The following is a 15,400-nucleotide window of genomic DNA, read 5'->3' as shown; positions in this document are numbered from 1 at the left end:
CCTCTGCTGTCGGATCACCGTGCCCTGAGGACATGGACGGCGGCGCAAGCGTGGCCGCGACGACACAGAAATCCCACCGTAGTCGGTGGATGGCCCCGGTGGAACAGGCCCGCATCGATTCCCGCCGGCAAATTTCCGAGACCGGTCAGGTCGCGGACAGTTGCCGCTCCAGGAAGCGACCCGCTTCGAGGCAGGCGCGATCGCGGCCGAACGGGGCGACGATCTGGACGCCGAGCGGCAGGCCGCCCGCGCCGGTCAGGCCCGGCACGTTGAGGGCCGGCGTGCCCATCAGGGTCCACAGGCGGTTGAAGATCGACGTGCCGGTGGTGGCGAGCCCCTCCGGCGCGGCACCGGGCGCCGACGGCGTCAGGATGACGTCGATATCGGCAAAGAGATCCCTGAGCGCCAGGCGGGCCTGCCGGGCTGTGCGGCGGGCGCGGTCGTAGTCCTCGGGCTTTAACATCCGTCCGAGCGCCAGGGCATCGCGCAGGATCGGGCTCAGCGCCTGCGCGTGATGATCGTATTCCCAGGCGAGCGCCTGCGCGGCCTGGAAGTCCTGGATCACCTGATGGGCCGCGAAGGCATCGGCGAAGAGGCCGGGCAGCTCGATGTCGACGAGGCGCGCGCCGCCGGCTTCCGCCAGCCGTCCGGCGGTCTCGACCGCCTGGCGCATCTCGCCGCTCGCCTCCTCCCAGAGATGCGTGCGCACGAGGCCGATGCGCGGGGCGGCCGGGTCGCGGCCGTCGACGCGCAGGTCGCGGCCGGTCAGCGCGGCCATGAAATAGGCCGCGTCCGCCACGCCGGCGCCGAACACGCCGACCGTGTCGAGCGACCAGGAGAAGCATTTCACCCCGACCGTCGGGATCAGCCGGAACGACGGCTTGAACCCCGCCACCCCGCAGAAGGCGGCCGGACGGACGACCGAACCGCCGGTCTGGGTGCCGAAGGCGAGCGGGATCAGGCCGGCCGCCACCGCCGCCGCCGAGCCCGATGAGGAGCCGCCGGGCGTATGGTCGAGCCGCGCCGGATTGCGCGTCGGCCCCGGCTGCAGATAGGCGAACTCGGTCGTCACCGTCTTGCCGATCACCGCCGCGCCGGCGCGCCGCGCCAGGGCGACGACCGGGGCGTCGGCGCGCGGCCGGTTGCCGGCATAGAGGGGCGAGCCCATCTCGGTCGCCAGGCCGGCGGTATCGATGATGTCCTTGACGCCGAGCGCCAGCCCGGCCAGCGGACCCGAGGTCGCCGCCGCGGCCCGGGCCTCGTCGAAGCCGGTCGTGACGAAGGCCGACAGCATCTCGTCATGCGCCTCGACCGCCGCGATCGACCGCTCGATGGCTGCGGCGGCGGTCGTCCGGCCGGCCTCGACGGCGGCGGCGACGGCGACGGCGGAGACAGGCGCGGGAAAGCGCGATCCGGACATGGCGACATTCTCCTCAAGGCGGCGGACGGAGGCGATGTCTGCCACGCCAGCGGCCGGAGCGCCACCTCCGGACAACCCCTCCCGCCGCGCCAATGCGCGGTCTCCGGCGGACCCGGGGGTCTCGAACGGCCCGGAAGTCTCGACCAGCCCCGGGGGGGTCCGTCGGCCTCGGGGGTCTCGACCAAACCCGGAAGTCCAGAACGGCCCGGGGGTCCCGACCAACCCCGGAGGTCCCGAACGGCCCGGGGTCCCGAGCGGCCCGGGGGTCTCGACCAACCCCGGGGGCCCGAACGGCCGGGGGTCCCGACCACCCCGGAGGTCCCGACCCACCCGGCGGCCCTGGCTTTCAGGCGCCCGGCGCCGCAAGCCGACGGCGCAGGAAGATTTCCGTCGTGCCGGTCACGGCGAGATCGGGGATCGGCCCGACCGCCTCGAAGCCGAGCCCCTCATAGAAGGCGCGCGCGGGCGCGTTCCAGTCGGAGACGCAGAGCCAGAGATTGGTGCCGCCGGCCTTGAGCCCCTCCCCGGCCAGCCAGTCCATCACCGCCCGCCCGATGCCGCGGCCCTGAAAAGCCGGCAGCACGGCGAGAAGCTCCAGATAGGGCCCGCGCATGAACGGATCACGCACCGCGACCGCTCCGGCAAGCGCACCGTCGGCCAGGATCGCGAACCTGAAGGTCGTCGGATCCCGCCGCCGCCAATAGGCCTCCAGCGAGGCCGCCGGCCGCCCAACCCGCGCCCAGGGGTCGATCGCCGCCAGCGCGAGCCCGAGCGCAGCCTCGTGGCAGTCGACGGGGACCAGCCGGAGGGAGGATCCGAGATCGTAAGCGTCGGCCCGAAGCGGGGCCGGCGCAGGCTCGGCCGCGCTCACCCCATGCGCTCCGGCAGCTGTTCGTCGCGGATCAGGTCGGAGAAGCGGGTGTACTCGCCGGCGAAGTGCAGTTCGACCGTGCCGGTCGGGCCGTGGCGCTGCTTGCCGACGATGACTTCGGCGACGCCGCGCATGCGGTTCATGTCGGCTTCCCACTTGAACCAGGCTTCCGAGCCCTTCTCGGCCGGTTCCTTGCTCTTCAGGTAGTATTCCTCGCGGTAGATGAACATGACCACGTCGGCGTCCTGCTCGATCGAGCCGGATTCGCGCAGGTCGGACAGCTGCGGGCGCTTGTCGTCGCGCGATTCGACCTGGCGGGAGAGCTGGGACAGCGCCAGGATCGGCACCGACAGTTCCTTGGCCAGCGCCTTGAGGCCGGTGGTGATCTCGGTGATCTCCTGGACGCGGCCCTCGCCGGTGCGCTTGGAGCCGGTCAGGAGCTGCAGGTAGTCGACGATCAGCACGTCCAGGCCGCGCTGCCGCTTCAGCCGGCGGGCGCGGGCGGAGAGCTGGGCGATCGAGATGCCGCCGGTCTGGTCCACATAGAGCGGGATCTGCTGCATCATCTGCGAGGCGCCGACCAGCTTCTCGAATTCCATGTCGGTGATGTCGCCGCGCCGGATCTTGTTGGACGGGATCTCCGTCTGCTCCGACATGATGCGGGTGGCGAGCTGCTCGGACGACATTTCGAGCGAGAAGAAGCCGACCACGCCGCCGTCCATGGTCTTGTAGCTGCCGTCCTGCTGCTCCTCGGCGCGGAAGGCGGCGGCGATGTTGAAGGCGATGTTGGTGGCGAGCGAGGTCTTGCCCATGGCCGGGCGGGCCGCGAGCACGATCAGGTCGGAATGCTGCAGGCCGCCCATCATGCGGTCGAGGCTCGAAATGCCGGTCGAGATGCCGGACAGCTTGCCCTGCCGCTGGAAGGCCGCCGCCGCCATGTCGATCGAGCCCTTGAGGGCGTCGGCGAAGGAGACGAAGCCGCCGTCGTAGCGGCCGGTCTCGGCCAGTTCGAACAGCCGCCGCTCGGCATCCTCGATCTGGATCCGCGGCGGCCGGTCGACCGGTGCGTCATAGGCGACGTTGACCATGTCCTCGCCGATGCGGATCAGGTTCCGGCGCATGGCGAGGTCGCGCACCAGGCGGCCGTAATCCTCGGCATTGATGATGGTGGTCGCGTCGGAGGCCAGCCGCAGCAGATACTGCGTCACCGACAGGTCGGCGATCTGGTGATCGGCGGGGAAGAAGGTCTTGACCGTGATCGGCGAGGCGACCTTGCCAGCGCGGATCAGCTGGGTGACGCGCTCGTAGATCTGCCGGTGCGGCTCCAGGAAGAAGTGCAGCGGCTCCAGGAAGTCGGAGACCCGGTAGAAGGTCTCGTTGTTGACCAGGATCGCGCCGAGCAGCTGCCGCTCCGCCTCCGCATTGTGCGGGGCGTGGCGCTCCAGGGTCGGTTCCTGCTCGACGCGGCGGATGGGCAGTTTCATCTGAAATCCCGGTTCTCTCGGAGCCTTCTTAACGGCTCGTTGACGGCTTTGAAGCGGGCGGCCGCTTATACAGGCCGATCCACAGGTATTTTGCGCGCCGCCACGACGGCGCTTGACCGCTGCCGCCCGGCGCCCCGCCGACGGATCGAGGCCAGGTCCGCCGGTATGCGAATCGGGCTTGCGGTTCTGGCCCCCGAGCTTACATCTCAGAGCATGCGGCAACGGCACACCGACATCCTGCGGCGGATCGCGATGCTGGCGATCACGCTGGTGCTCGCCGTCGCGCCGATGCTCGCCCAGGCGCAGACCGCGCTGGCCGCCTGCCACGCGCTGGCGATTCCGGCGCCCGCGTCCCTGCATGCAGCCGCCGGCCCGCCAGGGCACCGGCATCAAGGCCATCAGCACGCCGGACATCAGGCATCCGCGGGGGCCCCCGCCGCGCCGGCCGCAATGACCCCGGCCGCGATGGTCCAGGCCGCGACGACCCCGCCGGATCACGGCAGCGCCGTCGCGGCGGAGAAGGGTCGGCCTGCATCGCCGGAGCCGGGTCCGGCGCGGATGATCGCCGGCCTCGCCTGCGTGCTGCACTGCTCGGTCCTGGCCGATGCCCATCCCGTCCTCGGACCCGCCGCGCATGTCCTGGCCCGGACCGCGCCGGTGGCGCCCCTCAGGCTCGCCTCGCTCGACGCCGAACCGGCCGTGCCGCCGCCCCGTCGCTAAGCCTGCGGCACCATTCTCCCGAACCTAACAGTCATCCCGGCGGACCGAAGCATCCGCGCCTGTCGGACAGTCCCGGCCGTTCCCGCCGGGTCCGCGCGCGGCCGGCCGCCTCCCAACCCGATTGCGGAGTTTCAGACATGAAGACCACCACCCTCGCCGCCACCGCGCTCGCCTTGGGCCTCCTCGCCGTCGGCCCCCTCGCCACTGCGGCCTTCGCCCAATCCCCTGGCATGCCGATGCAAGGCCATGGCGGCATGCACGGCGCAGGTCACGGCGCCATGGCGGGTGCCCCCGCCGCCAAGCCCAAGGGCGACACCAGCCCGTCCAGCCTCGCCTTCGCGGCGGTCAATGCCAAGATGCACGAGGGCATGGACATCGCCTTCTCGGGCAATGCCGACATCGATTTCGTCAAGGGCATGATCGCCCATCACCAGGGCGCGATCGACATGGCCAAGGTGCAGCTCGCCTTCGGCCGCGACGACAAGATCAAGAAGCTCTCCGAGGAGATCATCAAGGCCCAGGAGGGCGAGATCGCGATGATGAAGGACTGGCTCGCCAAGAACGCGCGCTGAGGCCCCACGCCGGCCGTGCTCCCTGAGGCGGACGGACGGCGCCCGGACGGGTTCGCCGCCCGCCCGCATGGGGGCCGTTCCGCAGCACCGCCGGGGTGCCGGGTTGACAGGCCCGCGCCCCGGGGGCACCCAGGTGCGATGCACGATCATGTCCTTGATGCCGGGCGCGCCGGCGCCCGGTTGACGATCGACCTCGCCGCCCTCGAGGCGAACTGGCGCGACCTCGCCGCCCGCGCCGCACCGGCCGAATGCGCCGCGGCCGTCAAGGCGGACGCCTACGGGCTCGGGCTCGAACCCGTCGTCCGCCGCCTGCACGATGCGGGCTGCCTGACCTTCTTCGTCGCCCTGCCCGAGGAGGCGCTGCGCCTGCGCGCCGTCGCTCCCGACGCGACCGTCTATCTCCTCAACGGCCTGCTGCCCGGCTGGGTCGATACGATCGCCGACGCCGGCATCCGCCCGGTGCTCGGCTCGCCGGAAGAATGGGACGACTGGGCCGCCGCGGGCGCACGCGCCGGCCGCCCCCTGCCCGCCGCGCTGCATATCGATACCGGCATGAATCGGCTCGGATTGACGCAGGCGGAAGCCGAGCGCCTGGCAGCCGACCCCACCCGGCGCGCCGCCGTCGCCTTGGCGCTGGTGATGAGCCATCTGGCCACCGCAGACGAGCCCGGCCATGCCCTGATCGGCCGGCAACTGGCCCGCTTCCGGGCCGCGACGGCGCTCTTTCCGGGCGTGCCGGCCTCGCTCGCCAATTCGGCCGGCATCTTCGCCGGGGCGGACTTCCATTTCGGGCTGGTCCGCCCGGGCGTCGCGCTCTATGGCGGCGCGGTGCAGGCCGGGCGCCCCTCGCCGATGATGCCGGTGGTGCGGCTGGACGCGCCGATCCTGCGCGTCCGGCCGGTGCCGGCCGGCGAGCCGATCGGCTACGGCGCGGCCCGGACGCTTCCGCGCGACAGCCGCATCGCCATCCTGTCGGTCGGCTATGCCGACGGCTACCACCGCCTCGCCTCGTCGACCGACGCTCGGCCCGGCGGCCACGTCGCCATCGAGGGCCGCCCGGCACCGGTCGTCGGCCGCATCTCGATGGACCTGATGGCGGTCGACGTGACCGATCACGAGCAGGCCCATCGCGGCACGCGGGTCGAACTGATCGGGCCGCATGTGCCGCTCACGTCGATCGCGGCCGCCATGGGCACGATCGACTACGAGGTGCTGACCAGCCTCGGCCGGCGCTATCGGCGGGTCTATCTGGACGAAGCCTGACGACGCGCCGCCGTCCGGACGCCCCGACCGGCGGCCGTCAGGGCAGCGACGCCATCGCCTGCTTGACCCGGCCGCAATAGGCGAGATGCAGCTGCGTCTGCTTCTCGACATAGTGGCCGCCCTGGAACTTCATGGTCGTGCGGCAGATGTCGCCGTCGGCGCGCTTGTAGGCGCCGGCGAGATATTTCATGCCCCAGCGGATGTTGGTCTCCGGATCCGACAGGGCCTTCTCGCTGCCCTGGTAGCCGAGCGCCCTGGCGATGCGGTAGCTGACCTGGGTCACGCCGATGCGCCCGTCCGGGCCGCGCTTGCCGGCATCGAGCCCGCTTTCCGTCACGAAGACCGCCAGCGCCAGCTTCGGCGGCACCTTGAGCGCCTCCGCCTCGCGCTCGATCAGGGATCGGACGCGGCCGTCGTCCGGCTCGCCGGCGGCCGCCCGGGTCGGCTTCGGCGTCGGCGTGGCGCGCTCGAGGGCGCGGGCGGCGGGATCGGCCGGCGACGCATCGACGTCGATCCTGTCGACCGCCGCCAGGGCGAACGGAACGGGCTCGGCCTCGGGAACCGGCGGCTCGCGCGTGACGCCCGCCGGCAGGTCCGGCGCCGGCTTGCCGAGGGCGATTGGACCGGGCGGCAGCAGCATCCGCGCGGCCGACGGCGGCGGCGCGGCGACGGCGTCGAAGCCGGCGGCGACGCGCGCGGCGATCTGGGCGTCGGCACTCGGCGCCGATCCGCTTCCGGACCCGGTCGTGGCGAGCCGCGGCGCCACCACGCCGGGCGCGGCGGCACCGGTCGGCAAGCCGGGCGCGGCCGCGCCAGTCGGCCCCGGCCGGAAGGCCGGATCGTCGAAATCCGCCCGGCCTTGGGCTTTCGGCAGCGTCGCGGACACGACCACCGAGGTCGCAGCCGGCTCGATCGGGTCGAAGGTTTCGACCAGGATGACCGAGGCCGGCACCGCCGCCGCAACCGCGGCGCCGGCAGCCAGTCCGAGCTTGATCGGCGTGAGCATGTCGAGGTCCCCTCGTTTTGGGTCGGGCAGCGGGAGCCCGGCGGCCGGATCCGATCGGATCCGGTCGTCCCGCGCGGACCGGGCGCCCGACCCTCGCGTCGGGCGCGGAGGCGGGCGGGCGGCCTGAACGGCGCAAGCCTTTCAGAGCCCCTGCACCGACCGTGGTATCGCGCCAGAAGAGACCGTGAATCGTGCGGCAAGGCGGACCGAATGAGGAATCATTGCGGGCGGCGCGTGGTGAATCCGGCGGAATCGCGGCTTGAGCGCCACCGTGGGCGAATGTTTTGCCGCTGTGCTGCGGACGCATCGCCCCGTCGCCGCAAGCGGTTGCCCGGCCCGTCGGGCAGGCGTGGCGACACTCTCAGGAGAATCGGGTCGGGACCTGGGCTGACCGGGAGAGCCGCGCCATGGCGGGCGAGACGGTCTGTGAGACCCGCCCTGCGGAGGCCCGATGCTGGCTGGGAGAGGCGCCCGCCCGCGGGCGATCAGTCCGGATGAGGCCGGCGCGCGATGGCCGGACCGGTCTGGGCCCGGCTCGAACCGACGCGATCCGAACCCTGATCACCGTGGCGATCCGGACGATCGCACCCGGCCAGGCCTGTCGATCAGGTGCATGACGAGAGCGGTCGGGACGCGCCTGCCCGCGCCCGTCAAGTCCCGGCCGTTCGATCGAGACGGATGGCCCCATCCGTCACGTCAATCCGAATCCCCTACGCCTTGACCCGGCAGCCCATTCGATCCGACAGTCGCGGACCGCAAATGTCCGATTTCGGCGCCTAGCGATAGGCCGTCTTGGTGTCGTAGAGCGGCGCGCCGAGCTTGACGTAGTTGACGCCGTCCATGCCGGTCACGGCGCGCAGCTGGTCGCAATAGCGGCGGGCGCCGGCATTGATCGTCTTGGTCATGAAGCCGCCCTTGTACTTGGCGACGGCCAGGCACAATTCGCCCTTGGCGTATTGCAGGTCCTTGGCCAGCTCCTTCATGCCCCATTTCACGTTGACCTCGGGCTTCAGCAGGTCCTGGTTGGAGCCGCGATAGCCGAGATAGCGCGCCGTCGAGGGCATCACCTGCATCAGGCCGACCACCGAATGGGTGCCGCGCAGGTTGGGATCGTATTTGCTTTCCACCCAGATCACGCCGAGCGGGACCCAGACCGGCACACCGTTGGCGGCGGCTTCCCGCTTGATGATGTCGAGATAGGGCGCGGCGCCCTTCGGCATCTTGCGCGGCATGCCCTCGGCCAGGATCGGCGCGGCCTCGGCGGGCGCATTGGGACGGGCGGCGGCGGCCGGAGCCGGCATGGCGAGCGAGGCGACCTGGACTTCGCCGGCCGTCTCGGTCGGCTTGCGCCGCGGGGTGCGGAAGGCGAGCGTCGGGGCGGTCGCCACCGGCAGCACGGTGAAGCGCGCACTCGCGCCGTCGAAGGCCTGGAACACCTCGTCGAAGCGGGCCGCGCCCGCCACCGGATGCCCGGCCGGCTCGCCGGCGGCATCGCCGCCGAGATCGAAGGCCGCGAAGGCGGACACGGTGGCATCGGCCGACGCCGCCGCGAACCGTCCCGAGGGCGGCACGGCGATTTCAGGCACCGCCGCCGACACGTCGCCGGTGCGGATGGCCCAGCCTTCGCCGTCGACCTTGACGGTCTGCACCGTGATGCCGACCCGCGACGCCCGCGCGGGGCCGCCGAGATCGGCCAGGGCAGCCGCCGCGACGGCGCCGCCGGCGATTGCCAGACTGCCCGTCGCGACAAGGGCGAAACCGGCACGGGGAACGGGGAAAAAAGCCATGGCTCGTGCCCTCACGCTGCGTCCGCCAACCGGCAGGCACGCAGGAGCCGGTGGAGGGTCGTTACGGTGGACTGGTCGGCAACGCCGTCGACCAGGGCGGGGCGCCAGTGGCGCTGGAAAGCGGCAACCACGTCGGCGGTGCGCTCGTCGAACACGCCGTCGATCTCGATGCCGTAGCCGAACAGGCCGAACAGGGCCTGCATGGCGGCGACAGGTTCGCCCCGGTCGCCACGGGTCATGAACCGGCCGCCGCCGACCGGTTCGGGGTCGAGCCACAGCCCGACGCCGGACGCAGCCAGCTGCGCCCAGGGAAACTTCTCGCCCGGATCGCGCTTGCGGCCCGGAGCCACATCGGAATGGGCCAGCACGCGCTCGGCCGCAATGCCGTTGCGGGCGACGATGTCGGCGGCGAGCCGGGTCACCGCGTCGATCTGAACGGCGGGGAAATCGCCATAGCCCGGATGGACCGGCGCAGGATCGCGCGGGTCGGCGTCGGGCGCCTTGGCGAGGTCCCAGGGATGGCCCGGATGGGCGATCTCGACGCCGACGGAGCGGGAATTGATGTCGCTGTCGCCCATCCAGGACGAGACGCCGGCATGCCAGGCGCGCCGGCTCTCGGCGACCATCTGGGTGATGCGGCCGTCCTCGGCGACGACGTAATGGCAGGAGACCTGGCTCTCCGGCGCGGCCAGCCAGCGGATGGCGCGCTCGGCCATGTCCATCCCGCGACCGGCCGGCATGCCGGTGTAATGGAGAATCAGGGTGTCGATAGGGGCATGCCCCCTGCGCTCGCCGTGGTTCGGCGAGGGGCGGAGATCCTGGACGAGGCCCGTGTCGGGTTGCTCGATCGATGGTGCGATCTCGACGGTCATCCACACCTTAATAACCGATGAACGACGAAATTCACATCCCCCGTTCGGCCCGTATGGTTTCGTAGGCCTTATTGAGCTCGGCGACCCGGTCGGTGAGCAGTTGCAGGGCCTCTTCCGGCACCCCCTTGGCGAAGTGCAGGTCGGGATGGCTCTCGGTCACGAGCTGTCGCCAGCGCCGCTTGACCGCCTCGTCGGTCGCCTCGCGGGCGAGGCCGAGCACCCGGTAGGGGTCGGGTCCGCCGAGCCGGACATGGCGCGCGGCGGCACGCTCGAAGGCGTTCCGGTCCAGCCCGAAAATCTCTGCCACCCGTTCGAGATAGGCGATTTCCAGGTGGTGCACGAAGAGGTCCGCGGTGGCGATGTGGAAGAGCCCGTCGAGCACATCGGCGAGGAAGATGCCGTCGCCCTCGGCAAGGTCGGCCATGCGCGCCGCATAGTGCTCGAAGCCCGCCACGTCGGCCTTGGCGAGATCGAACAGGCGCTGCACGTTGGCCTCCTCGCCGGGCGGGATCTCGACCACGCGACGGAACGCCGCGACCTCGTCATGGGAGACGATTCCGTCGGCCTTGGCCATCTTGGCGGAGAGCGCGATCAGCGCGACCGTGAAGGCGACCGGCTTCGAATCGGCCCCGAGCCGGCGGATCGCCGTGACCAGCCGATCGATCAGCGGCACGATCCCGGTCGCCTGGCCGAGCGCGGCGACCACATCGCTGACGGCAGTCCAGATCGCCACGTCCCGTTCCCCCGTCAGAGCGCATCCATGCGAGGCCCGGACCGGCCTCAGAGCACCACGATACCGTGATGCTTGGCCTTTTCCTCCGGCTCGATGTGGATGGTCACGATCGAATCCGGCACGTCGGCCTCGATCGCGTCCTCGATCCGGTCGCAGATGTCGTGGGCGTCGGAGACCGTCATGCCGCCGGGCACGACCAGGTGGAAGTCGACGAAGGTGACGCGGCCGGCATGGCGGGTTCTGAGGTCGTGGGCCTCGATGGCGCCCTCCCCGTGGGTCGAAACCGCCTTGCGGATCTTCTCCTGGATGTCCGGCGCCGCCGCCGCATCCATCAGCCCGCCGACCGATTCGGTGACCAGGCTCCAGCCCGACCAGAGGATGTTGATCGCCACCAGACCGGCCAGCAGCGGGTCGAGCACCTGCCAGCCGGTCACCACCGCCAGGCCGACGCCGATGAGCACGCCGACCGAGGAGACCACGTCGGTCAAGAGATGACGCCCGTCGGCGATCAGCGCCGGCGACCGGTTGCGGCGGCCGTAGCCGATCAGGAGCCAGCACCACAGGCCGTTGATCGCGCTCGCCGCCACGTTGACGGCCAGGCCGCGCCAGTCGGCATTGAGCGGCTTCGGGTCGACATAGGCGCCCCAGGCCTCGCGCGCGATCGACAGCGCCGCGATCAGGATCAGCGCGCCTTCCAGCACGGCGGCGAAATACTCGACCTTGTGGTGGCCGTAGGGATGGTTGCGATCGGCCGGCTTGGCCGACAGGCTGACGGCGATGAAGGCCGCCACCGCGGCGACCACGTTGATCACGCTCTCCAGCGCATCCGAATAGAGCGCGATCGATCCGGTCCACAGATAGGCCAGATATTTGAGGCCCAGCACCACGACGCCGACCACGATGCTGCCGAACGCAATCTTGCCGGTCGTGGTCATGACGCCATCCTCGCTTGCGACGGGTTCCGTCCGGGGCGGCCCGTGCCGCCCCATCCGCGCCCCCAATGACGGAAGGGCATGACACGGCCGCTCAGGACCGCATCATGCCCTCATGGGCACCGGCGCCGACCCCTCGATCAAACCGCCTGCGGCGAGGGAATGGCGAAGAAAAAGAAAGAGTTCAACCTCTTTTTTTGCACCTGCGAACGAGTTGCACAGACAACGGTGGACAGCGGATCGATGGTCGATCCGCGTCCGCTCGCCTTCAAATCATTCGAATTCCATGATCACGGCGTCGACCGCGAGGCTATCGCCCGGTTTCGCCTTGACGGCCTTGACGGTCAGGTCGCGTTCGGCGCGCAGAACATTCTGCATCTTCATGGCTTCGACCACCGCCAGCGTCTCGCCGGCCTTGACCTCCTGGCCCTCGACCACCTCGATGGTGACGACCAGACCCGGCATCGGGCAGAGCAGGAAGCGCGAGGTGTCCGGCGGCGCCTTCTCGGGCATCAGCGCCTCGAGCTTGGCGACGCGCGGCGTCATCACCTTGGCGACGACCGAGATGCCGCGATAGCGCAGTTCCGCACCGTTCGGCACCGGGCGCACCTGCACGGTCAGGCTCTCCTCGCCGACGATCCCGGTCCACAGGAGATCGCCCGGCTGCCAGCGCGACACGACGTTGACCGGCGCCGCACCCTCGCCGACCGAGAGATCGAGTTCCAGCGGGATGGCCGCGAAGCCCTCATGGATGGTGACCGGGATATAGTCCTTGTCGAGCCGGACCACCCAGTCCTTGCGCAGGTCGCCGGAGGCCGGACGCAGCCGGCCGGGCAGCGCCTCCAGGCGGTCCTGGCGGATCACCTCCATGGCGACCGCCGCCGCGGCCAGCAGCGGCTTGGCGGCCGCATCGACCGCGCGCACGCCGAAGCCGTCGGGATATTCCTCACGGATGAAGCCGGTCGAGAGCCGGCCCTCGCGCCAGCGCGGATGGTGGTGCAGCGAGGTCAGGAACGGGATGTTGTGCTGGATGCCGTCGATCACGAAGGCGTCGAGCGCATCGGACTGCGCCTCGATGGCCTCCAGGCGGGTCGGCCCGTGGGTCACCAGCTTGGCGATCATCGGATCGTAGAACATCGAGATCTCGGAGCCCTCGACCACGCCGGTGTCGTTGCGCACCGTGATCTCGCCGTCGCTGCCCTCCTCCGGCGGCCGGTAGCGGACCAACCGGCCGATCGACGGCAGGAAGTTGCGGAACGGATCCTCGGCATAGATGCGGCTTTCCACCGCCCAGCCGGTCAGCGTCACGTCCTTCTGGCGGAACGAGAGTTCCTCCCCGGCGGCGACGCGGATCATCTGCTCGACGAGGTCGATGCCGGTGACCAGTTCGGTGACCGGATGCTCGACCTGGAGGCGGGTGTTCATCTCCAGGAAATAGAAGTTCCGGTTCTGGTCGGCGACGAATTCGACCGTGCCGGCGCTGTCATAGGCGACCGCCTTGGCCAGCGCGACCGACTGCTCGCCCATCGCGGCGCGCGTCGCGGCATCGATCAGCGGCGACGGCGCCTCCTCGATGACCTTCTGGTTGCGGCGCTGGATCGAGCATTCGCGCTCGCCCAGATAGACCACGTTGCCGTGCTTGTCGCCGAGCACCTGGATTTCGATATGGCGCGGGTCGACGATGAACTTCTCGACGAAGACACGGTCGTCGCCGAAGCTCGCCGCCGCCTCGTTCTTGGACAGCGTGTAGCCTTCGCGGCATTCGGCATCGTTCCAGGCGATGCGCATGCCCTTGCCGCCGCCGCCGGCCGAGGCCTTGATCATCACCGGATAGCCGATCTCGCGGGCGATCTCGACGGCGTGGTCGGCGCTCTCGATCGTGCCGAGGAAGCCCGGCACGGTCGACACGCTGGCGGCATTGGCGAATTTCTTGGATTCGATCTTGTCGCCCATCGCCTCGATGGCGCGCGGATTGGGACCGATGAAGACGATCCCCTTCTCGGCCAGCGCGACCGGGAAGGCCGCCCGCTCGGACAGGAAGCCGTAGCCGGGATGGACCGCCTCGGCGCCGGTCTGCAGGCAGGCGTCGACGATCTTGTCGATCAGCAGATAGGACTGGGCGGCGGCCGGCGGGCCGATATGGACGCGCTCGTCGGCCATCTCGACATGGACGGCATCCCGGTCGGCGTCGGAATAGACCGCCACCGTCCGGATCCCCATCTTGCGCGCGGTCTTGATGACCCGGCAGGCGATCTCGCCACGGTTGGCGATCAGGATCTTCTTGAACATCGTGGCGAATGCCCCCGCGTGACATGTCGAAGTCGGCTGGTTCTAGGCGGTTCCCAGGAGCGCCGCAACATGGCCGAAGGATTGAGCGGCGCGGCGCACCGGCGCATCGGCGGGATCGGATGCGCCCGTCGGCGTCGGGACGGCACCGAGCGACGGGGAAAGCGGAATCCGGCCCCCGAAATCCGCCCCTTTGGTTGCCGCGCTCAATCCTGGCCGGCGGTGCCGTGTTCAATCCTGGCCGGCGGTGCCGTGTTCAATCCTGGCCGGCGGTGCCGGCGGGGGTCGGCGGTGCGGGGGCGCGGGCGACGAATTCGCGGGCCGACCAGGCGACCCAGCGGTTCGGGTGCTCGCGGCTCTGGCTGGAATGGAAGCGGTGGCCGGTCTTTTCGGGCGGCAGGACCTGATCGGTCATGTTGTCGAGGATCAGGGGGCCCTGGTCGGTGTCGACGGTCAGCACCGCATGCCATTCGCCGTTAAAGGCGAGCACGACCGTCATCAGGAGCGCGGCGCGCGGCCAGCCGAGCGCCATCAGGCGGCGGCGCTTCTCCAGGGCGAAATCCTCGCAATCGCCGGTGCCGTCGATCGGCAGGCTCCAATATTCCTCGCGGCCGAGGAAGGCCTGGTCGGTGACGTAGCGGATCGTATGGTTGACGTCCTGATTGACGTCGACCAGCTGCTGCATCGTCGCCGCGCCGAGCCGGACCCGGCCGAGCGCGCGGTTGTGATGGCTGCAGAGGCTCGGGCTGCGCTTGCACAGATCCGCCCAGCCGGCCGGCGCATCGACCGGACGCAGCCCGGCCCCCTGCCCGCCGTCCAGCGCCTTGGCCGTCGAAACGGTCAGGCCGACGCCCAAGCCGGCGAGGAGAACGCAGCGGAGGGCCCAGCCGGCCGGGACCGGCCCGATCGGCCCGGCCCGCATCGCGATCGCGTCGCGCCCGAAGGCCGCGCCCGGCACGGTGCGGGCGACATGGGAGGCCGCCCCCGTCCGTCCGACCGGCAGGCGCAGGGCGCGCAACAAGGCACCCGCGCGGCGCTTTGCTGCATCCGCAACGTCCACGGCAAACCCCGTCGAATGATCTTGGCAGACTTCTTGAGCAGAGCGTTCAGCGATCGTCTGAATCGCAAAGGCTCTTTTGTTCCCATCACTATGCAAAAAATTTTTGCCGTGTCACACGGATTTCGGCCCGTGTTGGGGACCCGCCGGAAGGCGATGAATTGTCCGTGGCATTCGAGACACAGCGGGTTGTGGCATTCTAGTGATCGATTCGACTGGGCGGTCCGTGCCGGTAACTTGGCCGTGACCATGGCGATGCCTGCAATTCACCGCAACTTTTACCGGTACCGCCCAGACGCCCCCGGGGCGCTGCCTGCCGCCCCCCGGGCGCCGCCGAGGCGCCGCCGCCGAATTTGCCGCCCCCCGGGGGAATCGATCGCGCCGACGGCGCCCGCGG

13 protein-coding genes are annotated in these 15,400 nt (G+C 70.5%); 3 read left to right on the top strand and 10 right to left on the bottom strand.

What is annotated here, in order from left to right:
- Positions 1-145 precede the first annotated feature (145 nt).
- The 3 genes from ABB55_RS23740 to ABB55_RS23730 all read right to left on the bottom strand — a co-directional run bounded on the left by ABB55_RS23740 (position 146) and on the right by ABB55_RS23730 (position 3,775).
- A complete protein-coding gene (locus tag ABB55_RS23740) occupies positions 146-1,420 on the bottom strand; it encodes an amidase (RefSeq protein WP_054361027.1) in 1,275 nt (424 codons plus the stop codon).
- A gap of 346 nt (positions 1,421-1,766) precedes the next feature.
- Positions 1,767-2,291, bottom strand: a complete 525-nt coding sequence (locus ABB55_RS23735; RefSeq protein WP_054361026.1) for a GNAT family N-acetyltransferase — start codon at positions 2,289-2,291, stop codon at positions 1,767-1,769.
- Entirely contained in the window at positions 2,288-3,775 is a 1,488-nt protein-coding gene (locus ABB55_RS23730; protein WP_054361025.1) for a replicative DNA helicase, read from the bottom strand. Before ABB55_RS23730 ends, ABB55_RS23735 begins: the two co-directional genes overlap by 4 nt.
- Before the next feature lie 90 nt (positions 3,776-3,865).
- On the opposite strand from ABB55_RS23730, the gene ABB55_RS23725 reads away from it, so the two are divergent.
- From ABB55_RS23725 to alr, 3 genes are all read left to right on the top strand, one after another.
- A complete protein-coding gene (locus ABB55_RS23725; protein ID WP_210168260.1) occupies positions 3,866-4,495 on the top strand; it encodes a hypothetical protein in 630 nt (209 codons plus the stop codon).
- A 230-nt stretch (positions 4,496-4,725) separates the two neighbouring features.
- Positions 4,726-5,067 (top strand): CopM family metallochaperone, encoded by a 342-nt coding sequence (gene copM / locus ABB55_RS23720; RefSeq protein WP_083464193.1) that lies wholly within the window; start codon positions 4,726-4,728, stop codon positions 5,065-5,067.
- Between the two features lie 138 nt (positions 5,068-5,205).
- Positions 5,206-6,330: an alanine racemase gene (gene alr, locus ABB55_RS23715; RefSeq protein ID WP_054361023.1), complete on the top strand. Its 1,125-nt coding sequence runs from the start codon at positions 5,206-5,208 to the stop codon at positions 6,328-6,330.
- A 37-nt stretch (positions 6,331-6,367) separates the two neighbouring features.
- Here alr and ABB55_RS23710 read toward each other — a convergent pair whose 3' ends face one another.
- The 7 genes from ABB55_RS23710 to ABB55_RS23680 form a co-directional block, all read right to left on the bottom strand.
- Positions 6,368-7,336 carry a transglycosylase SLT domain-containing protein gene (locus ABB55_RS23710; protein WP_054361022.1) on the bottom strand — a complete coding sequence of 323 codons (969 nt, stop codon included), beginning with the start codon at positions 7,334-7,336 and terminating at the stop codon, positions 6,368-6,370.
- A 776-nt stretch (positions 7,337-8,112) separates the two neighbouring features.
- Complete coding sequence (locus tag ABB55_RS23705) at positions 8,113-9,123, bottom strand: lytic transglycosylase domain-containing protein (RefSeq protein ID WP_054361021.1); 1,011 nt, start codon at positions 9,121-9,123, stop codon at positions 8,113-8,115.
- An 11-nt stretch (positions 9,124-9,134) separates the two neighbouring features.
- Entirely contained in the window at positions 9,135-9,995 is an 861-nt protein-coding gene (locus ABB55_RS23700) for a peptidoglycan recognition protein family protein (protein WP_054361020.1), read from the bottom strand.
- A gap of 31 nt (positions 9,996-10,026) precedes the next feature.
- Entirely contained in the window at positions 10,027-10,728 is a 702-nt protein-coding gene (locus ABB55_RS23695) for a J domain-containing protein (RefSeq protein WP_054361019.1), read from the bottom strand.
- 47 nt (positions 10,729-10,775) lie between these two features.
- On the bottom strand, positions 10,776-11,663 hold the full coding sequence (locus tag ABB55_RS23690) for a cation diffusion facilitator family transporter (protein ID WP_054361018.1): 888 nt from the start codon (positions 11,661-11,663) through the stop codon (positions 10,776-10,778).
- Between the two features lie 270 nt (positions 11,664-11,933).
- Positions 11,934-13,949 (bottom strand): acetyl-CoA carboxylase biotin carboxylase subunit, encoded by a 2,016-nt coding sequence (locus ABB55_RS23685; protein WP_054361017.1) that lies wholly within the window; start codon positions 13,947-13,949, stop codon positions 11,934-11,936.
- A gap of 253 nt (positions 13,950-14,202) precedes the next feature.
- Complete coding sequence (locus ABB55_RS23680) at positions 14,203-15,006, bottom strand: transglutaminase-like cysteine peptidase (RefSeq protein ID WP_152982156.1); 804 nt, start codon at positions 15,004-15,006, stop codon at positions 14,203-14,205.
- Between the last annotated feature and the right edge of the window lie 394 nt (positions 15,007-15,400).

Origin of the sequence: Prosthecodimorpha hirschii (assembly GCF_001305515.1) — a bacterium.
In the GTDB taxonomy this organism is placed as follows: Bacteria; Pseudomonadota; Alphaproteobacteria; order Rhizobiales; family Ancalomicrobiaceae; genus Prosthecodimorpha; species Prosthecodimorpha hirschii.
The sequence above is the reverse complement of the archived record's forward strand: the minus strand, read 5'-3'. Positions and strand labels throughout refer to the sequence as shown.